This is a genomic window from Streptomyces sp. NPDC016677 (genome assembly GCF_055562815.1).
In genome coordinates this window covers 173,140-194,499 of sequence record NZ_JBVHEO010000007.1, presented here as the reverse complement: position 1 = coordinate 194,499, position 21,360 = coordinate 173,140, and the positions used below count along the sequence as shown (strand labels likewise).

Annotated in this window: 16 protein-coding genes and 2 pseudogenes; 7 read left to right on the top strand and 11 right to left on the bottom strand. The window is 72.1% G+C overall.

Annotated features, from left to right (window positions below; genetic code table 11):
• Positions 1-1,002: a TIGR03842 family LLM class F420-dependent oxidoreductase gene (locus ACZ3IG_RS21070; protein ID WP_467433905.1), complete on the top strand. Its 1,002-nt coding sequence runs from the start codon at positions 1-3 to the stop codon at positions 1,000-1,002.
• A 62-nt stretch (positions 1,003-1,064) separates the two neighbouring features.
• On the opposite strand, the gene ACZ3IG_RS21065 is transcribed toward ACZ3IG_RS21070, so the two are convergent.
• The 7 genes and pseudogenes from ACZ3IG_RS21065 to ACZ3IG_RS21035 form a co-directional block, all read right to left on the bottom strand.
• Positions 1,065-2,063, bottom strand: coding sequence for an NAD(P)-binding protein (locus ACZ3IG_RS21065; protein WP_467433904.1), 999 nt, complete (start codon positions 2,061-2,063; stop codon positions 1,065-1,067).
• Positions 2,060-3,973, bottom strand: coding sequence for a ferritin-like domain-containing protein (locus ACZ3IG_RS21060; RefSeq protein WP_467433903.1), 1,914 nt, complete (start codon positions 3,971-3,973; stop codon positions 2,060-2,062). The genes ACZ3IG_RS21065 and ACZ3IG_RS21060 overlap by 4 nt, the downstream gene beginning before the upstream one ends.
• A gap of 10 nt (positions 3,974-3,983) precedes the next feature.
• Positions 3,984-5,423, bottom strand: a complete 1,440-nt coding sequence (locus ACZ3IG_RS21055; RefSeq protein WP_467433902.1) for a radical SAM protein — start codon at positions 5,421-5,423, stop codon at positions 3,984-3,986.
• Positions 5,420-6,775, bottom strand: coding sequence for a hypothetical protein (locus tag ACZ3IG_RS21050; RefSeq protein WP_467433901.1), 1,356 nt, complete (start codon positions 6,773-6,775; stop codon positions 5,420-5,422). The genes ACZ3IG_RS21055 and ACZ3IG_RS21050 overlap by 4 nt, the downstream gene beginning before the upstream one ends.
• 212 nt (positions 6,776-6,987) lie before the next feature.
• On the bottom strand, positions 6,988-7,653 hold the full coding sequence (locus ACZ3IG_RS21045) for a hypothetical protein (RefSeq protein ID WP_467433900.1): 666 nt from the start codon (positions 7,651-7,653) through the stop codon (positions 6,988-6,990).
• 578 nt (positions 7,654-8,231) lie between these two features.
• Positions 8,232-8,498, bottom strand: a pseudogene (locus tag ACZ3IG_RS21040) (triphosphoribosyl-dephospho-CoA synthase); the annotation flags it as partial.
• A 29-nt stretch (positions 8,499-8,527) separates the two neighbouring features.
• Positions 8,528-8,932, bottom strand: a complete 405-nt coding sequence (locus ACZ3IG_RS21035) for a nuclear transport factor 2 family protein (protein WP_467433899.1) — start codon at positions 8,930-8,932, stop codon at positions 8,528-8,530.
• 221 nt (positions 8,933-9,153) lie between these two features.
• Between ACZ3IG_RS21035 and ACZ3IG_RS21030 the strand changes: the two genes are divergently transcribed.
• Positions 9,154-10,107: an AraC family transcriptional regulator gene (locus ACZ3IG_RS21030; protein ID WP_467433898.1), complete on the top strand. Its 954-nt coding sequence runs from the start codon at positions 9,154-9,156 to the stop codon at positions 10,105-10,107.
• Between the two features lie 291 nt (positions 10,108-10,398).
• On the opposite strand, the gene ACZ3IG_RS21025 is transcribed toward ACZ3IG_RS21030, so the two are convergent.
• The 3 genes from ACZ3IG_RS21025 to ACZ3IG_RS21015 all read right to left on the bottom strand — a co-directional run bounded on the left by ACZ3IG_RS21025 (position 10,399) and on the right by ACZ3IG_RS21015 (position 13,875).
• Positions 10,399-11,289, bottom strand: coding sequence for an NmrA/HSCARG family protein (locus ACZ3IG_RS21025; RefSeq protein WP_467433897.1), 891 nt, complete (start codon positions 11,287-11,289; stop codon positions 10,399-10,401).
• A gap of 83 nt (positions 11,290-11,372) precedes the next feature.
• Entirely contained in the window at positions 11,373-11,813 is a 441-nt protein-coding gene (locus ACZ3IG_RS21020; protein WP_467433896.1) for a MarR family winged helix-turn-helix transcriptional regulator, read from the bottom strand.
• Between the two features lie 826 nt (positions 11,814-12,639).
• Positions 12,640-13,875: a hypothetical protein gene (locus ACZ3IG_RS21015; protein WP_467433894.1), complete on the bottom strand. Its 1,236-nt coding sequence runs from the start codon at positions 13,873-13,875 to the stop codon at positions 12,640-12,642.
• 682 nt (positions 13,876-14,557) lie between these two features.
• On the opposite strand from ACZ3IG_RS21015, the pseudogene ACZ3IG_RS21010 reads away from it, so the two are divergent.
• Positions 14,558-14,704 (top strand): annotated as a pseudogene (locus ACZ3IG_RS21010) (transposase); the annotation flags it as partial.
• A 24-nt stretch (positions 14,705-14,728) separates the two neighbouring features.
• Here the strand turns inward: ACZ3IG_RS21010 and ACZ3IG_RS21005 are convergent.
• Complete coding sequence (locus ACZ3IG_RS21005) at positions 14,729-15,793, bottom strand: lipoate--protein ligase family protein (RefSeq protein ID WP_467433893.1); 1,065 nt, start codon at positions 15,791-15,793, stop codon at positions 14,729-14,731.
• 681 nt (positions 15,794-16,474) lie between these two features.
• Between ACZ3IG_RS21005 and ACZ3IG_RS21000 the strand changes: the two genes are divergently transcribed.
• The 4 genes from ACZ3IG_RS21000 to ACZ3IG_RS20985 all read left to right on the top strand — a co-directional run bounded on the left by ACZ3IG_RS21000 (position 16,475) and on the right by ACZ3IG_RS20985 (position 21,357).
• Positions 16,475-17,326 (top strand): inositol monophosphatase family protein, encoded by an 852-nt coding sequence (locus ACZ3IG_RS21000; protein WP_467433892.1) that lies wholly within the window; start codon positions 16,475-16,477, stop codon positions 17,324-17,326.
• Between the two features lie 136 nt (positions 17,327-17,462).
• Entirely contained in the window at positions 17,463-18,872 is a 1,410-nt protein-coding gene (locus ACZ3IG_RS20995) for a phytoene desaturase family protein (protein WP_467433890.1), read from the top strand.
• On the top strand, positions 18,869-19,378 hold the full coding sequence (locus ACZ3IG_RS20990) for an O-acetyl-ADP-ribose deacetylase (protein WP_467433889.1): 510 nt from the start codon (positions 18,869-18,871) through the stop codon (positions 19,376-19,378). The genes ACZ3IG_RS20995 and ACZ3IG_RS20990 overlap by 4 nt, the downstream gene beginning before the upstream one ends.
• A gap of 389 nt (positions 19,379-19,767) precedes the next feature.
• Positions 19,768-21,357 (top strand): ABC transporter substrate-binding protein, encoded by a 1,590-nt coding sequence (locus ACZ3IG_RS20985; RefSeq protein WP_467433888.1) that lies wholly within the window; start codon positions 19,768-19,770, stop codon positions 21,355-21,357.
• Positions 21,358-21,360 lie beyond the last annotated feature (3 nt).

Here is a 21,360-nt window from a genome sequence, read left to right as displayed (position 1 = left end):
ATGGACTTCGGACTCGTCCTGCAGACCGACCGTCCCGCGTCGCGGGTCGTCGGACTCATGCGGCGCGCGGAGCGCAACGGCTTCCGCTACGGCTGGACCTTCGACTCCGCCGTGCTGTGGCAGGAGCCCTTCGTCATCTACAGCCAGATCCTCGAACACACCCGGAAGCTGATCATCGGCCCGATGGTCACCAACCCGTCCACCCGGAGCTGGGAGGTGACCGCCTCCACCTTCGCCACCCTCAACGACATGTTCGGCAACCGCACCGTGTGCGGCATCGGCCGGGGCGACTCCGCCATGCGCGTCGCGGGCCGCAGGCCCGACACCCTCGCCCGCCTCGGCGAGGCGATCGACGTCATCCGCGACCTGGCCGAAGGCCGCGAGGCGCTCGTCGACGGCAAACCGGTCCGCATCCCCTGGGTCACGGAGGGCCGGCTCCCCGTCTGGATGGCGGCGTACGGCCCGAAGGCCCTCGCCCTGGCCGGGCGGCAGGCCGACGGTTTCATCCTCCAGCTCGCCGACCCCTTCCTGACGCGGTGGATGGTCGCCGCGGTGCGCCGGGCCGCCGAGGAGGCCGGCCGCGACCCCGCCTCGATCACCATCTGCGTCGCCGCGCCCGCGTACGTCGGCGACGACCTGGCGCACGCGCGCGAGCAGTGCCGCTGGTTCGGCGGCATGGTCGGCAACCACGTCGCCGACCTGGTCGGCCGGTACGGCGAGCACTCCGGGCTGGTGCCCGAGGCCCTCACCTCGTACATCAAGGAGCGCGAGGGTTACGACTACAGCCACCACGGCCGGGCCGGGAACCGGTCCACCGATTTCGTCCCGGACGAGATCGTCGACCGCTTCTGCCTGCTGGGCCCCGTCGACGCCCACCTCGCCAAGCTCCGCGAACTGCGTGCGGTCGGCGTCGACCAGTTCGCCCTCTACGCCATGCACGACGCCCAGGAGACCACCATCGACGCCTACGGCACGGAGATCATCCCCGCGCTCACCGACTGACACCCGCCGGGGAGGGCACGCCCGCGGCGCGACGCCGGGACGTTCCCGGCTCTGCTGGACCGTCACACCGGGGCGACCGGCCGGCCCGGTGCGGGGGAGCCGAGGCGGGCGGCGTCCAGTTCGTCCCGCCAGGCCACGGAGGTGAGGGCGGAGCCGTACAGCGCGGCGCAGGTCGCCAGGTGTTCGGCGAAGGCGGCGCGCAGCCGGCCGGTGAGGTGGCGGCAGAGCGGCGCCGCCGGGGCCCCGCCGGCGGCGGCGTCGATCACGGCGGCGGCGAGGACGGCCGTACGCAGGGCCTGGGCGGTGCCCGTGCCGCTGAGCGGGTCGAAGCGGACGGCGCCCGCCCCGACGGTGATCCGGCCGGCCGGTGTCAGGTGGCCGGGCGGCAGTGCCGGCGCGTGGTGCAGTCGCGGGGCGGCCGGGATGCCGGTCGCGGCACGCGGTGCGTGGCGCAGTACGCGGCCCAGACCGGAGGAGGCGAGCAGCCGGGCCAGCAGTGCGGTGGGGTCCTCGGCCGGGCCCGGCACCATGGCCTGCGCCAGGCACCGGCCCTCGCCGAGCGGGGTGAGCTGGAGCCAGCCGAGTGCCGTGGTGTCCAACAGCGCGGTCCGCTCGTCCGTCCCGGACCGCAGCGGCGCGGTCCCCGCCAGCAGATGCCGCCGCCCGGCGGTCAGCCGGTCGCCCGGACCGTCCGGTGACCGCGCCGTCACCACCCACCGGGCGGTTCCGGCCGACGGGCCGAGGACCGTCCCGAGCCGCTCCCGCATCCTGGCCGCCAGCACCGCGCCGTCCACCACGCGGGCCGGCTGCGCGAACCGCGTCGGGCGCTCGCCCGCCCCCCAGCGCACCTGCCGCTGATCCAGTCGCCAGGTGCCGTGGAGGAGCCCGTCGCCCCAGAGCGAGCGGAGCAGTTCCAGCGTCGGCCCGGTCAGCAGCAGCGGCCGGGCGCCCGCTGCCGGAGCGTCCGCGGCCGGCCGGACCCGGTGCCCGCGCCGGGCCAGCAGCCAGGCGCAGGTCAGCTCGGCGAGCCCGGACCCGGCGATCGTGACGGCGGTACTCACCCGTCGCCGTCCGCTCCGCCACCGTCGTGCATGGTCAGCACGGCGAGCAGCGCCTCGACGTCGACCCGGTGGCGGGTCGCCAGTGCCCGCGCCCCCGGGCTGCCGAGCGCGAAGATCGCTTCATGGGCCCGGATCGCGGCCAGCGCGGCGGCCCGTGTGAGCTGCCCGACCGCGGCCCCGCCCTGCCCGCCGGGCCCGGTGAGCCAGGCGGGCAGCGTGAACCGGGGCGCCACGCCCCCTGCCGCGAGGATGTGGTTGATCTCGTGCAGGTTGGTCATCGTGCGGCGGGACTGCTCGATCAGCACCCCGCCCGCGCGGTCGCCGAGTCCGAAGGTGGGCCGCAGCATTCCGAGCAGGAGCGCGTAGTACTGGTCGCTGAGCGTCAGCAGGTGCGTCTGCAGCGGCGTTCCGCTGCCCGGCCCGAGGTCGCGCAGGTACTGCTGCTCGGTGAGCGCGGCCAAGTGGCTCCTGACCGCGGTGAAGCGACGGAAGTGGTCGCCGCCCTCGTCGATGATGAGCTTGACCAGGTGGGCCAGCCGGTCGGACTCCGCGAACAGCTCCGGCTTCCTCACCAGCGTCTCGTGCAGCTGGACGTACATCCCGTCGATCCCGGTGCCCACCTCTTGGCTCGGGGCCTCGACGTCGATGAACCACTGCAACTGCTCCGCGGTGAGCGGGCGCAGCGCGAAGGGGTGAACCCCGTCGCGCTCGATCTCCGCCGCACGGCCGAGCACCGCCGGCTCGCCCAGGGTCCCGAGGGCCTCGTTGACCCAGCGCAGATGCCGCATCTCGTCGACCGCGACGGCGAACACCTCCGCGGCGGCCGTGTGGATCAGCGTGGTCTGGGCGCTCGCGCCCTCGGGCAGCTCCAGGGGCGCGTTCAGCGAGTAGTGCGCGAACAGGTACTCCACGCACAGCGCGTGCTCGACCGTGGCCAGCCGCTTCAGCTCCTCGATCACCCTCGCCCGGTCCAGCGGCCGGACCGGGGACGGGCCCGGCGTCCCGAGGGCGTCGTCCTCGCGGTCGTTGAGGACCACGGGGAGCACTTCCCAGTCCGAGATCAGTCCGGGATACGTGAACTCCAGCAGCGTGCGCCTGCCCCGGTTCGAACCGGGCTCCGTCGCGTCCGAATCCAGATCGGCCGCCGGCCGCCGGTCGCGGCGCAGGAAGTTCATCTGGGCGACACCGCCGTCCGCACTGCTCGTGACGTCGGGCTTGGACGCGGCCCAGTACCAGCACCCGCAGTCACGGAAGTCGTACTGCCACGGGGCGCACAGGCTGCGCGTGAGATCGCCCGGCCGGTACGTCCCCGGGTCGATCACCCCGTCCTCGTCCAGGTAGCGGGCCCGCTCGGCGACCAGGACGGCGAGTTCGAAGCCGCCGGACGGGCCGCGCCGGACGAACCCGGCGTCGTTCCGCCGCAGGGCACCCAGGTCTCCGACGGCGAGCGTGCCCTCCGAGGAGGCTCCCGGCCCCGGACCGAGCAGGACGGCGATGCGCCCGGGCAGCAGATCGTGCACCCGCCGCCACACGTCCAGGCCGTCCAGTCCGGCGCAGTCGATGACGGGCGCCGAGAACTCCGTCTGGTCCACCGTCGTACGCCCGCACAGCCCCCAGATGTACAGGGGGCTGTCGGGGTCGTCCACGTCGGCCTGGGTCAGGCCCAGCTCCGCCGCGGCCCCGCCGTGCACGGCGAGCACCTTGGAGCCGCTGCGGCGCTGGAAGTCGACGGTCAGTCCCGGGAAGAAGGCCTTGTCCAGGTTGCGCTGATCGAACTCCAGACCAGGGAAGCAGTTGTCGACACCGCTCTCCGGGCGACTGCCCGCGGGGTTGCCGCGTACGACGTGGTCGGCCCTCGCGGTGAGATTGCGCGGGAAGATCTTCCCTTCGGGGGTCGGAAGGTCGGGCATGCAGGCTCCTTCAGACGGCGTCGACGGCGCCGACGGCGCTCACGGGACTGGCGGGGCTGACCAGCCGTACGGCCGGACCGGGCGACGGGAGGAAGAACTCCGGGGCCGCCTGGCAGAGTTCGACGTACGCCCTCAGGCAGAACTCCAGCCAGCCGCGGATGTAGTCGCAGCCGGGCCGGCCCCGGCGGCTCACCTCGTGGTAGCAGCCGCCGCCGCACAGGTAACGCGCCCAACAGGACCGGCACGGCTCCTGCCGGTCCACATGGCGCGCCGCCAGGTGGGCCGCGCGGGCCGGGACGTCCGACCCGGCGGCGAGCGAACCCATGGCGAAGGCGGGGTCGTCGACCAGCCGGTGGCAGGCGTACAGGCCGCCGTCGGCCGAGGCGCTGAGGTACCCGGCCCCCGCGCCGCACGGGTACGGCCGGTGCGTGCCGCGGTGCAGCTCGCGCATCGCGGTCTGGAAGTTGCCGAACGGACAGGCACGCCCCGCCGACAGCTCCCGCAGCGCCCACTCGCCGCACTCCACCATCTGGTCCAGGAAGCCGGTGAAGGTCTCGGCGGTGATCTCGTACGCCGGGTCGGGCGCGCTGACCACGGCGGCGAAGCCGACCTCGTCGAAGCCCAGTCCGATGCCGTGCTCCAGTACGTCGAGCAGCCGCCCCGTGCGCGGGGTGACGCTGACCCGTGCGGCGAGGTGGCGCGGGCGCCCGTGCCGGGCCAGCACGTCCAGGCCGGCCCGCAGCCGGTCGTAGGCGCTGCCGCCGCCCGGTGCCCTCCGCAGCCCGTCGTGGCCGGCCCGGTCCCCGTCGAGACTGACGGTGACGGTGAAGGGGTGCTCGGCGAAGAGCCGGGCGTCCTCGGGGCGTACGGTCGTCAGGTTGGTGGTGAGCGCGAAGCGGACCGGGTGGCCCGCGGCGGCACCGGCCCGCTCCGCGTAGGCGACCACCTCGTGCACCAGGTCCCGGGCGAGCATCGGCTCACCGCCCATGAAGCCGACCACCACGTCCGCCCCCGGCGCGGCTTCGGCCAGCAGGCGGTCGATCGCCGCGAACGCCGTCCGGCGGGGCATCGCGCGGGCGGCGCCCCCGAACCTGCCCTCGTCCGCGTAGCAGTGTCCGCAGCTCAGGTTGCAGGCCTGCATCACGTTGAGGGAGAGGGAGGACAGCGGTGGCGGCTCGGCGGGGGTGCCGTCGACGCGCTGCTCGGTCCACAGGGGGAGCGACAGCTCGCGGGCCAGCTCCTCCAGGGAGCCCTCCGGGGTTCGCGTCCAGCGCTGGAGCCTGGCCGCGGTCTCCTCGGGCAGGTCGTACACCCGGCTGCCGTCGGCCACGAACAGATGGGCGCCGTGCGCACTGCGGAAGACCCTGAACTCGGAGCCGGGCCCCGGAAGGCCGTCCCCGGGTCCCGGGTCCGGCGGCGGGCGGCGGCCGATGCGGAGCAGCACGGTCATGAGCCGGCCTCCGTGTTCCCGCGCAGCGTCCGTGACCAGTTGACCAGCAGGTCGTACTGCCGGCGGGTCAGGTGGAGGGCGTAGGAGTCGGCGCCGCGCATCGCGACGGGCATCCGCTCGTCCCACACCGGCTCCTCGGGGACGGGCTCGCGAACGACGCGGCGGAGGAGACCGGGCTGCTCGCGCAGCAGGTCCTCCAGGACCTCCAGCGCCACGTACCGGCGGTGCCGCCGGCGCCCGCGGTCGGTCAGTTCGAGCAGGACGCTCGTCAGTTTCCGCGGCGGTTCCAGCGGCGGCGTGCGGAAGCGGCCGTTCTGCACCTCGACGTTGACGTTCCCCATGGTCTCCAGGACCCGCTCGAACAGGTCCCGGACCTCCAGGGCGGTCAGCCGCTCGTCGGCGAGGTACGCGGGATCGTGCACGTCCTCCCGCCGCACCCGGTCCGCCAGCCCGTCGGCCAGCGAGATGAAGGGGCGCCGGTCCGGGGCGAAGTCGGGCGGGCCCACCACGATCCGGGCGGTCGCCGTCAGACCGCCCGGGAGGGTGGCGACGACCGTGCCGTCGCAGACGTCGTCGACGAGGCCGAGGCTCTCCTCCAGCTCCGCGCCCGCGAAGAGGCCGCCCGGGACCGTCCGCGGATCGTCACTGGTGTTCTGCAGCGGGAACCCGCACCAGACCGCACCCGCGTCGAGGATCAGCCGCTCCGGTGGCAGCCGGTACTCCGTGCCCCGCGCGCGGGTCGCCAGGTCGGTCGGCCCGTACACCGCGCCGGCTCCCGGGGTGAACCGCAGCCGCAGTTCCGGCAGGGCGGCGTTCGGGGCGGGCAGCTGGACCGCGCCGAGCGGCAGCCTGGCGCCGGCCGGGACCAGCGGCCGGGCGTCGCCCTGCGGAGAGGTGCCGTCCAGCGGGTGGCGGGTGTGGTCGTCGCCCCGCACCTCGGCGTGCGCCTCGACCCGGTCGCCGGTGGCCTGGGTGTAGTGGTACGCCTTGAGATTGGCGACCGCCACCCGCCAGCGCAGATCCGCGCGGCTCAGCCCGGACTCCGCCAGCACCGCCTCGGTGAGCGGCCCGGTCCTGCGGTCGCCGCCACTGGTCCAGGTGGCGTGCAGCTCGAAGTACGGGCACACCGGCCGCCAGCCGTCGGCGTCCTTGAACCGCGTCTGCGCCGGCATCCGCTCGGACAGTGTGCCGTCGGCGGCGAGGTCGAGGGTGACGGCCGGGACGACGGTGGTCTTGCCGGTACCGCGCGGCGACAGGTCGCTCGGCCCCCAGCGGTAGTTGTCGCACGGCACGGGGGACGGGCCCAGCCGGGCGATGGCGAGCGGCGGATGCAGCCAGATTCGGTCGATCACCGGCATCTCCTAGCGGTGGTGACCCCGGGTACGGAGAAGCGCGTGCGTGGCTCATGGCCTGCGGTCCCGCACGGCGCGACAGAAGAACGGGGCATGGCCGAATGTATGCGGAATGTCCCGATATGCCGCAGTGGACACGCGTGGCGATCAGAAGGACGGCCGGCCTCGGCGCCGCCGCACCCGGCGCGGACGCCGACCGCGTACCGCCGGACTCAGTCCTGGCCGTCCGCCAAGGAGGCCAGGGCCTCCTTGGCGGCCTTGATGGCGCCCTTGTTGATCGTGTCCGTGTCGGGCGCCTTCTTCGACTCGAAGTCGCTGCCGTTGTAGGTGATGACCACCAGGGCGTTGGCGGTACGCACCACCACGGTGCCCTCACGGGTCTGCTGCTTGTCCTCGGTGGTGAGGTTCACGACCGAGTACGCCGCGTCCCCGAGCCCCTCGACCGCGCCGCCGCCGCTCTTGTCGGCGAGCCGCTCGTCGTACGCCCTCTCGGCCGCCTCGTCCGACTCCGCGACCTCGTAGGAGACGTCGAGCCAGCGGTAGTCGTACTCCTTGAGCGCGTTCCACGAACAGGTGCGGCGGACCTCGGCGTCGGTCGAGGCGATCTCCTTGCCGGCCGTCTTGGCGCCCGGCACCAGCGAGGTGACCGTCTTCTTCGCCAGGCTCGCGCACGGGTCGGGGGCGCCGGCGTACGTCTTCGCGGGTGCCTCGGTGGCGGACGCGGCGGCGGTCGGTGTCCCGGACGCGGTCGCCGTCGCCCCGGGCCCGGCGGCCGAGGTGGTGTCGGACGGCGACGACAGAGCCCAGCCCGCCGTGGCGAGCACGGCGACCGGGGCCAGGCGCGCGGTGAGGGCGAGCGGCAGGGGTAGCGAAGGCACGGCGCACTTCTCGTGGGGGACGGTGCGGAGGGGGTCCGCACAGCGGACGGGACGACAGTGTCACACGTCTCCCTGTGGGGCGGAAGGGCGAACTCGGTGCGTGGCCGGCCGGTGACACAGCGGTCTGACGGAAGGCGGTACGACGTCCGCGCAGTGGCCCGCGACGGCCTCGGTACGCTATCGGACGGACCGTCAGAAGTCTTGCGCCCCGGCGCATTTGGGGAAGATGCCCAGGATGAGCGCCCCGCCAGAGGCCGGCGCTGCCGCGGGGGCTCCAGCCGCAGCGGTGCACGCCGCCCGGGGCCCTTCGCGGCGAGCGTCCCGGCGCCCGCCGGGGTGGCGGTGCCGCCCGCTTCCAGGACGGCGCGGGCACCGGCGTGGACCTGGTGCAGGCCGAGCGGCCCGGCCCCGTGGAGCAGTTCGCTGTCGCGCGGGGACACATCACGGTCAGCAGGGCGTCCAGGCGCGCCCGCGCCTCGGTGGCGCCCACCGTCCGGACCGTGGCCGGCGCCTCGCGCGCGGCGCACATGGGGAAAGCCCGCACGGGCCTCCCCGCGCGCACCGGCCGCGCCGTACTTCACCGCCATCGCCGAACCGCGCGTCGCCCTCAAGGGGGCGGTGCCGTCGGTGTGCGCGACGATGCGTTTCGTGGTCTGCGCGATCCCCTCGCCCGACGCGGACGGGCCGAGCGCGGCACTCGCCACCGGCAGGCCGAGCGGCCACAGAGCGCCGCGATGACCGCCGCCCGCCAGTCGGGGCGGGTGTTCGGCGCACCGGCCTGTCGAGCCGGGCTCCGCGCGCAGCGGGGCGGTGGGCCGCGCGGTGCGGCGGGCCGCGACGGCCATCGCCGTGAGGCCGGGGGTCAGGAGGGGGTTCAGCCGCTGAAGACGGCCACCGCGTGCGCCGTGTCGATGTACTCTCTGGCCGCGACGATCTTGTCATTCTTGATCTCGAAGAGGAAGTGGTAGACCTGGTTGAGGACACTGCCGTTGCTCAGCGTGCCCGTCGATTCGGCCTCCACGGCCACCCGATCGCCCTCCGCCGTCATCCCGGTGACGATCATGCGGAGTCCGCCGGGAGTCGATTTCCGGAAATCCGTGATGTGCCTGATGAACTGTTCCTTCGGCATGCCACCGGAAAGAGAGAACGAGTCAGGGTGCGCCATCACGGTCCATACGGCGTCCTCCCGGAGCAGGGCGAAGGTCGCGTTGATGTCGCCGTCCGCGGAGAAGCCCTCCACCAGCCGACGGGCGATCTCCTTGTTCCGCTCGATGCTCATCAGGATCTCCTGCTGTGTCGTGGACGGGCGCGGTGTCCCGCCGTGTCTTGTGGCCTGCCGACCGGTCCGGGCATGGGGGGTTGTCGCGCCGCCTGTCCGCGGACAGGCGGGAGGGCTTGCCGTGGTCAGCGACCACGTTTCGCTCACGGCCACCATCCTGTGCCCGACCGCTTGCACTTTGAATACGTGACAGTCCGGTTTCCCTTTGCGAGCGTGCGGGTATGACCGGTGACCAGCTGTCCGAGGTGCTCGATGTCGTCGAAATCCGCGGGCTGATGTCGGGCGGCTTCACCACGCGAGGGTCATGGGTGGCGCGTTCCGCCCTCGCCGACCCGCTGAAGTTCATCGCGATGGCGCGCGGCCAGGCCCGGCTGACCACGGACGGCGTCGCTGACCCGCTCGACTTGAAACCGGGCGACATCGCGATCCTGAACCACCGCGCATGGCTGGAGCTCCAGGGCGGCACGGGGGAGGGGCCGCCCCGCGAAATCGAGATGCCGGTCGGCTACTCCTCTTTCCACGATGACGCTGCCGACCTGGTCGGGGCCGACGACATCGTCCTCGCCGGACATATCGATCTCAATCCGGCAGGAGAGACCCTGCTGCTGGAGGCGCTTCCACCAGTCGGGCACGTCCGCGGGTCGGCCTCCGCGGCACCCCGCTTGTGCAGCAGCCTCGACCGGATCCTCGACGAGGTGGCCAGCAACCTCATGGGCTCAGCGTTCGCCATCCGGCAGCACGGTCGGCTCCTGCTGCTGGACATGCTCCGCGCCTACATCGATCAGGCCGAACTTCCCCCGGGACGGCTGCGGCTGCTGGCCGACGAACGGCTGCGTCCAGCGCTCGACCTCATGCACGCCGAACCCGGGCGACCCTGGCGGCTGGCGGAACTGGCGCGCGCCGCGTCGATGTCCCGGACGACCTTCGCCTCGCGTTTCCGGCTCGTGGCAGGAATGCCACCGCTCACCTACCTCAGCCACTGGCGGATGCTGCTGGCGCAGCGCGCCCTCCGTGAGGGAGACGACCGCATCGCCTCCCTCGCCTCTGTCCTGGGATATGCATCGGAAAGCACGTTCAGTACAGCGTTCAAGCGGGAGGTAGGGGAGTCGCCGCAGCGTTACCGGTCTCGGATGCGCGACGAGGCGGAGACAGGAGCCGAGCCCCCACGGACATGACGCCCTGACCGGCTCCGAACACAGGAACCCGGCCAACGGCGGGCGCTGGAACAGCACGATGCGGTCGGATGGCCGGCACGGTCAAGCCCGTTCCGGCCATCCCCGTTCCGGTCATCCGCTGTACGGGTCCAGACGCCGGCGCGGTGGCGTCTCGGCACCCAGTGTGCCGGTGTCGGCCTCGGGCACGCCCCGGGAGCTTCGTGACTGCTGCAACCGTTGGCGGATGCGTTGCCGTGCCCAGAGCGCCGAGACCGTGGGCACGATCGCGGGGCGTTCACCGCGGCCGGAGGCTCAGGAACCAGCCACGTTGGCGGGCGCGGTCCAGCCGGTAGCTCGGATCCACTCGGCCAGGTCCAGGGTGGCCGGCTCGATCGAGCGCACCACCGCGGGGTCCGAAGGGTATTCCGCCGCCTTCGCGAACTCGCGGAACATCACCCTGTCGAGGTCGGTGGGAAGCACGCTCAGCGGGAGGACCTCGTACCGTGCCGGGAGCCCGGCGCGCGCGCCGAACGCCGCGGCGATCTGGGGGCCCGTCAGCTCGTCGCCGACGAGCTCGACGGCTCCGCCGGGTGCCTCCGCGGTGCCGAGCAGGAGCGCGGCGGCGACCCGGCCGATGTCCCTGACCGAGATCATCTTCAGACCGACGTCCTCCGGCAGCGGCAGCCTCAGCACGATCTCGCCATGCTCCAGGCTCGGTGCCATCACGCTCGCGAAGTTCTCCATGAAGGCGGTCGCGCGAACCATCGTGGCCCTGAGGCCGGATTTTTTCAGGTGCTCCTCGATCCAGTGCTTCGAGTCGTGGTGCGGCACGCCCGACTCCCGGTCCGCTCCGAAGACCGAGTTGAACACGACGTGCGGGACGCCCGCCTCGACCGCCGCGTCGACGAGCGCGGTACCGATGTGGATCTCCGCCTCGACCTCTTCGAGGCTGTTCGCCTCCGGGGTCATGAAGTAGAACCCCTCGACCGTCGCCAGCGCGGCGGCCAGCGACGCCGGGTCGTCGGCCCGGATGGCCGCCAGCTCGACGCCGCGGGCGGCCAGCGCCTGAGCCCGGTCGGACTGCGGGTTGCGGACCAGAGCCCGCACCCGCGCCTTGTGGTCCAGCAACGCGTCGACCACCGCCCCACCCTGTTGCCCCGTCGCGCCGAAGACCGCGATCGTGCCGGTCGTCTGTGTGTTCATCGCTGCCACCCTTCATTGGTTCATGGCATGAACGAAAGTAGTTCATGCCATGAACTTCGTCAAGGTGTGGGGGCAGCGGGACCTCACGGTGTGATGGGTTGGTTCGAGGTGGGCGGAGAGAGGTCCGAGGTGTCCACGATGGCGGTGGCCAGGCGCTCGAAGTCGCGCTGGTCGTCGGCGTCGAGGTTCCTCGCGATCTCGGGCAGGCGCTTGGCGATCTCGGCGTAAATGGCCTCGGCGAGCACCTTCCCCGTGGGCGTCGCACTGAGCATGACGACCCGTCGGTCCTGCGCCGAGCCTGCCCGGCCGACCAACTCGCGCCGCGCGATGCGGTCGACCAGCTGGCTCAATGCGTTCTTGGTCATACCCAACGACGCGGCGAGGTCGGCCATCTGTCGCGGCTCGTTCCTGACTGCGCAGAGCAGCGTTGCCTGCGAGGGGGTCAGGTCGAACTCGGCGCAGACCTGCGCGTACTTCCGTTGGATCACAACCGAGAGCCAGAAAAGCTTGTCGCCATAGTCCACGCCGACCTCCCCGGTCCGATGACAAACGATCAGCCTACTCGTCGCGGGCCGGCAGGCCGCGCCACCCGCCAGGAGATGCACACCTCTGCGAGACCGGTCTGGCACTCCTGCCGCAACCACTTTGATCGATTTACGCTGTTTCCTTCACCCTCAGTATCCGGCACAGGTTGTCGAGATTCTCCACTGGCTCCTGCGGCGGGCGGATCGGAACCAATGGGACGGATCAGGTACGGATCAGATCCGGTGAGAAGAGACCAGCTCGGCTGAGAACCCGCACACGGAGGTCGATCGCGACACCTCACCATGTCAGCCCGCCGGCCCCAGGCTGATTCCCGGCCACTTTCACTCGCGTGTGGGGTGTGCTCGGTCGAGCGGGATGACGACGGCTGAGCGTTGGGCGATCTGCTCGCGGAGGGCAGTCGCCACGCTGTGGCTGACGTGGTTATCCCCGTCGATGAGCGCTGCGGTTGCCCGGTTGATCGTGGCCCGGCTGACGCCCGCCTGCCGCCAGAGGTTCTGCTTGGTGAGCTTGCCGTCGGTGCGGACGGGGCGACTGGTCGATCGGGGCTTTGCGGTTCGCCGGGAGCGTGGGCAGGCTCCGCAGTCTGGTCAGGGAGGCGTGCTCGGCCTGCCCGATACCGGCAACTGGTCAGCGCCGGGCCCAAAGCCGGTAGCACCGCCGCGGCTGTCGGTGTCGAAAGGTCCCGCGCGTCCGGACCTGGCGGACCATCCGCAACGACGGGCGGCATCGCCCGCGGAGGCGACCTCGCGCCTTCCCGGGCGAGGTCCCGAGCGGCCTCCTGCTGCACCCGCCGCAGGCCCTCGGTCAGAAGTCCGGAATCTCGATCAACTCGGTGGAGGTCCCCGGTGGCGCGGGCATCGGCTCCTCCCGTCGGCCGAACTGGCCCCGCTGGTGCCACTCGGGCTCGTACTGCGGCGCTGTCGCTTCGATCGAATCGGACAACAGATCCATGGCCTGGCCGGACTCCAGCGCGTCGGCGACCTGTTCCAACGACCGCCCGCCCTGGAACAGCTCGTCCATGTCCTTGAAGATCACCGGCTTGAAGCCGGCCGCCATCAGCAACCGAGGCAACAGCACATGGACGTTGAGCCGCCGGTTGGTGTCCTCGTACGGGTGGATGATGTGGATGGTCCGTACCGCCCAGGCGATGGCCTTCAGTTTTTCGCGGGGGGCCTGGGCCGCGCCGAGTTTCTCGTAGAAGCGCTTGAAGACATTGTCGAGGATCTCCTCGACCTCGGTGTCTCTGTAGAGGGTCTCGGTGTACATCCCGTCGGCACCATGGGGCTGGAAGTGGCCGCTCCAGGTGAGTGGATCGCGCGGGATGATACCGAATCTCATCAGGGGGTCCGCCTTGACCATGAGAGGTCTGCCGCCGATCTCCTCATCGAGCACCGAAGGTGTCGGGGAGTCGGCGCGGAGCGGATACATCGTGTGAAGACCGACCTCACCGGACTTTTCCACCTGGTTCCCCAGTTGAGAGCCCACGGTGTTGTGCATGGCCTCGTACATGCGGAAGTCGACGCGGTGGCCGATGGTCGCCGGATCGTTCAGGTATTGCTCGTAGGCGGCGTTCATGCTGCCCTGGAATCCCGGCGACTGCTGGTGGTCGTACAGCTCGCCGGGGTTGTTCGGGTGCGTCCGCCGTGCCTCATCGTGGTGCCGAGGGTCGAGTTGCAGGCGGTACCACTCCTCGCGGGGCAGCACCTCCTCCACATGCTTGGCCTGGTCGGTGACGCGCTGTACCGCCACGGCCCGGTCCGGCCCGTGTGCCCCATCCACGGAAGGCGCGGACGTCTGACCGGCGGAGGTCGGTGAGGCCGCTTCGTCCTGCCGCTCCGAAGCGGCCGTGGGGCGCGCACTGCGGGCGATCATGCGGGTCACCGCAGCGTTGCCCGCGCTGCGCTGAACCTCCCGGAACGCGTCGGCGGTATGCAGGGGCGGCGCGACGGCAGCGGCCCTGGACGACTCCCGCCGCACAACGGCCCCGCCATACGGTGCTTGCGGGATCTCGGGCCGCTCGCGCGGCTTACGCCTGTGCACCTGTTTTCCTCCTCGTCGGTGCTGCCCTCAACTCAGTGGATTGCACATGCGGCAATGGCGTTCAGGTCTGTTCGCGCAGGGTGACGGGGGCGCACGGGCAATGCCGGGCGATGCCGGGCTGGGTCGGTGCGAGCGTCCGGGAAGGCAACAGTACTGCCCTTGCGGTCACCGCTGTTCCAGTTGAATCCACCCGCCAAAGACCGGGTGTGGAGGGCAGTTGGGGCGGATTGGGGCGTTGAGCCAAGGTCGGGTAGTTGACGCTCTCGCGGGTCACGCGAGAAGTGTGGGCGTCCATGTGAGCTGTACGGGGAAGCCGTATCCCAACCGGTCTTGGGACATGCCGGTAGAACAGGGTTCCTGGTCGGGTGGTCTTCCGGCGGTACGCGATTGTCTCGCCCGCGCGTACGGCAACGCGGCCGATCATCCCGAACGGGTTCGCCGGTATCCGCCGGACATGACGGACGCGGAGTGGGCGGTCATCCGGCCGTTGCTGCGGTACCGGCCTGGTTCCGGGGGCGGGGACGGTGGGCGATGCCCGCGGACTTCCCCGCGTGGGGCCGGGTCCGCGCCTTCTTCGGCCGCTGCGCGAGCGCGGGCTGATCACCGGGTTCCACGACCGGCTGCGCGGGAGGGTCCGTGAACGCGAAGGCCGCGAGGGCGAGCCCACGGCGGGCATCGTCGACGCGCAGTCGGTGCGCAGTCGGTGCGGGCGGCCGCGACGGCGCCGGCCGCCTCCCGCGGCTACGACGACGGGAAGAAGGTGCCGGGCCGCAAACGACACATCGCGACCGACACCCGGTCTTCCTGTCGGAAGACCTCACCTGGCTGATGATTGCCCTGTGCCCGACAGTGATCAGGGAACGCGGGCCGTCCACTCCGGGCTGCTGAACTTGCTGTCGGCGAGTTCCTTCGCGCGGGCCATCTCCTCATCGGTGACGCTTCCCTCGGCCAGCCCGTAGCGGTTGCGGAAGGAGGTGAGTATCCGCTCGATGACGGTCTCACGGGGCAGGCCCGTCTGGCGGCGGAGCGGGTCGACGCGCTTCTTCGCGCTCCTGGTGCCTTTGTCGGACATCTTCTCCTTGCCGATGCGCAGGACCTCCAGCATCTTGTCGGCGTCGATGTCGTAGCTCATGGTGACGTGGTGCAGCACGGCGCCGGGGCCGCCGTCGGCGGCGACCATGCGCTTCTGGGCGGCGCCGCCGATCTTGCCGGCCTCGGTGGCGATGTCGTTGAGCGGTTGGTACCAGGCCTTGATCCCCATGTCGGCGAACGCGCCGAGCACCCAGTCGTCCAGGTAGGCATAGGACTCGGCGAAGGACAGCCCGGACACGAGGGGTGCGGGAACGGACAAGGAATAGGTGATGCTGTTGCCCACCTCTACGAACATGGCCCCGCCACCTGTGATGCGGCGCACCACGGTGATGCCGTGGCGGGCGGCACCCTCGGGGTCGACCTCGTTGCGAAGGGACTGGAAGCTGCCGATGATGACCGAAGGCTGGGCCCACTCCCACACCCGGAGGGTGGGGCCGCGACGCCCGGCGGCGACCTCGGCAGTGATGACCTCGTCGAGGGCCATGTGCAGGGCGGGGGACTGGGGCTCGTCGTGGATGAGCTCCCAGTTGTAGTCGGTCCAGTCCGTCGCCTTGGTCAGGGCGCGACGCACTGCCACGGCAACACCCTCCGACGTCAGGCCGTACATGACCGTTCCCTCGGGCAGGGCGGCTTCAATGCGGGCGGCGAGGCCGGCGGTGTCGGTTTCGGCCGCGGCGCCTTCGAGCGCCTGGTCGATGGCGGGCAGGGCCTCGTCGGGCTCCAGGAAGAAGTCGCCTGAGACCCGCACATCGCGGAGTCCACCGTCGACCACAGCAAGATCAACGACGACCAGCTTGCCGCCCGGGACCTTGTACTCCCCGTGCATTTTTCCTCCATGTGCCGTTTTCGGGTCCACGGTAACTCGGGGCGCCGATCATCTGCCCGCTCGGGGTGGCGACGCCGTCCGTCTCACCGAAACAGCGGGTCTCCTTCTGCCTCGGCACTTTTGGGATGACGGTATGGGAGCCGTATGGCGGGTATCGGCGGCCTGGCCGCCGAGTCGCATGCTGGACCTTGCCGCAGTCTTGGCCCTCGATACGGGGTCGGGACCGCGGAGGAGACTCAGGCCGACAGGGCCAGGTCCGCTCGTGAGGGTGGCGGAACCCGGAGCGGGCAGACACGAATCTTTCCCGGACCGCTCTTTCCCTTGTGTACGCGTATCTCGCGCACGAGGCGCGACACGAGGTGGCGGCGGTCTGCCTGGCCGGCCGAGTCATGGATCCTGCGTGCGCCGAGCACTGTCGCTGTGCTCATCGGCGAGCCGTACCTCCACGTCCACCACGACGAGCTCGCCGCCGGGAACCCCGTACTCACCGTGCACTGATCCGCCTCCGTATTCCGGAGCGGGACGGGAACACCGGGAGTGACCCGGGTGTCGCCGGCGCGGCGCCGGCGGGCGGCTCGCCGTGCCGGGCGGCCGGGCGGTCCCACCGCATGTTCGTCCCGATTCCACCCGGAGTACGCCACCCGGGTGGGGATTGTCAGTGGCGCGTGCTCTCATGGACGCATGATCGAGAACAACGAAACCATCGACGAGTTTCTCGCCCGGTACGCCGACGACGTGGAGGAGGCCGTCCGCAAGGCGGCCGCGCAGGAGGTCATGCCGCGCTGGCGGCGGCTGGCCGCCCACGAGGTGGACGAGAAGACCGGACCGCACGACCTGGTGACGGACGCCGACCGCGACGCGGAGATGTACCTCACCGAGGCGCTGGTCGCCCTGCTGCCCGGCTCGGTCGTCGTCGGCGAGGAGGCGGTGCACGCCAACCCGGTCAGCTACGAGGCGCTGCGCGGCGACGCGCCGGTGTGGATCGTCGACCCCGTCGACGGCACCCGGCAGTTCGTCCACGGCGACAGCGGCTTCTGCACCCTGGTCGCCCTCGCCCACCGCGGTGAGCTGCTCGCCTCCTGGACCCACGCGCCGGCCCGCGACCAGTTCGCCACGGCGATACGGGGCAAGGGCGCCTTCCTGGACGGCGAGCGGCTGTACGCCGGTCCGCCCGAGCCCGGCCACGACCTGCGGATCGCCACCTCCCACCCGGACTTCACCACGGACGAGCAGAAGCGCGTCCTGGCGGCCCTGGAGGTCCCGGGCATGGCACCCCGCCCCTGCGGCTCGGCCGGCCTGGAATACCTGGCCGTGGCCCGCGGCGAGGTGGACGCCACCGCGTTCTCCTGGGAGGCCGCCTGGGACCACGCGGCCGGGCTGCTGCTCGTCGAGGAGGCCGGCGGCACCCACCTGACCCTGACCGGCGAACCGTTCCGGATCACGGGCGGCAACGAGCTGCCGTTCACCGCCGCCCGCGACGCGGCCACCGCCCGGCGGACGATCGCGCTGCTGTCCGGCGGCGGCGCCGCCTGACGCCGCCGCGTCAGGGGCCGCGGGTCACCGGTGCCCCGGAGCCGCCGGTGCCCCGGGGCCCCGGACCGCCGGTGACCCTGGGCCTATCCTGGTCCCAGTGGCCGTCGGCTGACGAAGGGGTCCGAAGGTGCCGTCGATGCTCGATGCGGTCGTGGTGGGTGCGGGACCGAACGGACTGACCGCTGCCGTGGAGCTGGCCCGGCGCGGCTTCTCCGTCGCCGTCTTCGAGGCCCGCGACACCGTGGGCGGCGGCGCCCGCACCGAGGAGCTGACCCTCCCCGGCTTCCGGCACGACCCCTGCTCCGCGGCCCACCCGCTCGCCGCCGGCTCACCGGCCTTCCGCGCCCTGCCCCTGGACCGCTACGGCCTCCAGTGGCTGCACGCCGAGCTGCCCATGGCCCACCCGTTCCCCGACGGCTCGGCCGCCGTGCTCTCCCGGTCGGTGGGCGAGACCGCCGCCTCACTGGGACCGCGCGACGCGGGCACCTACCGCAGACTGGTCGAACCGTTCCTGCCGCGCTGGGACACGCTGGTGAGGGACTTCATGTCGCTGCCGCTGACCGCGCTGCCCCGCGACCCCGTCACCCTCGCCCGCTTCGGCCTCACCGGGCTGCCCCCGTCGACCTGGCTGATGCGCCGCTTCCGTGACGAGCGGGCCAGGACCCTGCTGTCCGGTCTCGTCGCGCACGTCATGGCCCCGCTCGGCGGCCTCGCCACCTCCGCCATCGGCCTGGTCTTCCTGCTCGCCGCGCACGCCCACGGCTGGCCGGTGGCCCGCGGCGGCTCCCAGGCGATCTCCGACGCCCTCGCCGCGCACCTCACCGATCTCGGCGGCACCGTGCACACCGACTACGAGGTCAAACGGCTGGACGACCTGCCGCCCGCCCGCGCCTACGTCTTCGACACCTCACCCACCGCGCTGGCCCGCATCGCGGGCTTCGGCCGGGCCTACGACGGCTACCGGTACGGCCCCGGCGTCTTCAAGATCGACTACGCGCTGGACGGCCCCGTCCCGTGGACCGCCCCCGAGGCCCGCGCCGCCGGCACCGTGCAGGTCGGCGCGGACAGCGCCGAGATCGGCACCGCCCTGCACAACGCCTCCCGCGCCGGGCGCGCGCCCGAGCGGCCGTTCCTGATCACCGTGCAGCCGAGCGTCGTCGACCCCACCCGTGCCCCGGAGGGCAAGCACGTCTTCTGGGCGTACGGCCACGTCCCCAACGGCTGGACCGGGGACCTCACCGACGCGATCGAACGCCAGCTGGAGCGCTTCGCCCCCGGCTTCCGCGACCGCGTCCTCGCCCGCGCCACCGCCGGCCCGCCCGAACTGGCCGCCCGCAACGCCAACTACGTCGGCGGTGACATCGCCTCCGGCGCGATCAGCGGTCTTCAGGTGCTGCTGCGCCCCAAGCCGTCCCTCTTCCCGTACGCCACCCCGCACCCGGCCGTCTTCATCTGCTCGTCGGCCACTCCGCCCGGTCCCGGGGTACACGGCATGTCGGGACACAACGCGGCGAAGGCGGTGTGGCGGAGACTGAGGCGGACATGACCGTCATCACCCTGGTCCAGGGCGACATCACGCACCAGCGGGCCGACGCGATCGTCAACGCGGCCAACTCCTCCCTCCTCGGCGGCGGCGGCGTCGACGGCGCCATACACCGCCGGGGCGGCCCGGCGATCCTCGACGCGTGCCGCACGCTGCGCGCCTCGCGGTACGGCCGGGGCCTGCCCACCGGCCGGGCGGTCGCCACCACCGCCGGCGAACTGGACGCCCGCTGGGTCATCCACACCGTCGGCCCGGTGTACGCCGCCGGCCGCGGCGATCCGTCCCTGCTGGCGTCCTGCTACCGGGAGTCCTTGCGGGTGGCCGACGAACTCGGGGCCCGTTCCGTCGCCTTCCCGGCGATCTCGACCGGTTCCTACGGCTGGCCGCTGGACGACGCGGCGCGCATCGCGGTGGACGCGGTGCGGGGCGCCGACACGGCCGTCGAGGAGATCAGGTTCGTGCTGTTCGACGACCGGGCCCACGAGGCGTTCGCCGCGCGCCTCGGCTGACCGCCGTACCGGACCGGCCGCGCCGTCCTGACCGCGGTGGTGGCGGGGGTCGCCAGCGTCATGGTCACCGCGCCGCTCACCCCGCACGCCGTACCCGACGCGGAGATCGAGTACGGGCACGGTGCTCCTCGGCTTGGAGCACCGCGGTGCGGGCCCGGCGCGCCCTGACCGTCACCCGTACCCTCGGCGTCGCCCCCGGCCGGATCGTCATGGCCCTGTGCGCCGCCCAACCGCGGCCCGCCGCGCCGGCCGTCCTGCCGACGGCCGGCGCGCCGACCGCCCTGCCCGCCGGCCGCCGCGGCGGGCGCAGGTGCGCCCGGCCTCCGGTTGACGCTTTAATTGCGACTCATGTGCAATAGCTCATCCGCGTCAACTGCTCTGGGGGACACATGAGGACCCGTCGGATACGAGGCGCCGCCGCCGCGGCCGCACTGGCCGTGGGTGCCGGCGCCTGCTCCGCACCGGGAGGGAGCGGAGGCGAGGGAAAGGGCGGGGCCGAGTCCGTCGTGATCGGGGTGGCCTCCGAACCGGACACCCTCAGCCCGCTGCTCGGCTACGGCAAGGACGGGAACTCCAAGATCTTCGACGGGCTGCTCACCCGTGACGCCGACCTGAAGCTGAAGCCCGCGCTGGCCAGAGCCCTGCCCGAGATCGGCGACGGCGGGCGGACGTACACCTACACCCTGCGCGAAGGCGTCGAGTTCAGCGACGGCGAGCCGCTGACCGCCGAGGACGTCGTCTACACGTACGAGACGATCCTCGACCCGAAGACCAACAACACGGCGCGCAGCGAGCTGGACGCCGTCAAGAGCGTCCGGGCCGGCGGTGACGACCAGGTCGTCTTCACGCTCAAGTACCCCTACGCGGCCTTCGCCGCGCGCACGGTGCTGCCCATCGTCCCCGAGCACATCGCGGGCGGACAGGACCCCAACACCGGCTCCTTCAACACGGAGCCGGTCGGTACCGGACCGTACACGCTCGCGAAGTGGAGCAAGGGCGAGAAGCTCACCTTCAAGGCCAACCCCCACTACTGGGGCGGGGAACCGGCGGTCAAGTCGTTCACCATGGCGATCATCGCCGACGACAACGTCCGCGCCACCCGCCTGCGCTCCGGCGACCTGGACGGCGCCGTCCTGCCGCCCAACCTCGCCGCCACCTTCAAGGACGACGACAGCAGGCGCACGTACGACGCCAAGACCTACGACTTCCGCGCCGTCACCCTCCCCACGGCCGGCCCGGTCACCGGCGACCGCGCGATCCGGCGGGCCCTGGACGCCGCCGTGGACCGCCGGGCCATGGTCGACAAGATCCTCGACGGCGCCGGTCTGCCGGCGTACGGGCCGCTGCCCACCGACGACCCCTGGTACGCCAAGGAGATCGCCCGCGACCAGGACCTGGCCGAGGCCCGCCGCGTCCTCGACCGGGCCGGCTGGAAGACGGGTGGCGACGGCATCCGCGCCAAGGACGGACAGCGCGCCGCGTTCACCCTCTACTACCCCTCCGGCGACAAGGTCCGCCAGGACCACGCCCTCGCCTACGCCTCCGACGCCAAGCGGGCCGGCATCGAGGTGAACGTGGAGAGCGCCACCTGGGAGGTCATCGAACCCCGCATGGGCCGCGACGCGGTCCTGGCCGGCTTCGGCAGCGTCGGCGACCCCGACTTCGGCCTCTACACCCTGCTGCACTCCTCCCTCGCCGGCGACGGCTTCAACAACATGGCCCGCTACGACAACCCGGCCGTCGACCAGGCCCTCGGAACCGGCCGCCGCAGCCAGGACCCCGACGAACGCCGCGCCGCCTACGACACGATCCAGCAGGCGCTCGTCGACGACCCCGGCTACACCTTCCTCACCCACATCGACCACCTCTACGTCCTCGCCGACCGCTGGGAGGGCCTCACCACCCAGCTCGAACCGCACGAGCACGGCTTCGCCAGCGGCCCCTGGTGGAACATCGAGACCTGGCGGCCCAAGGCATGAGCG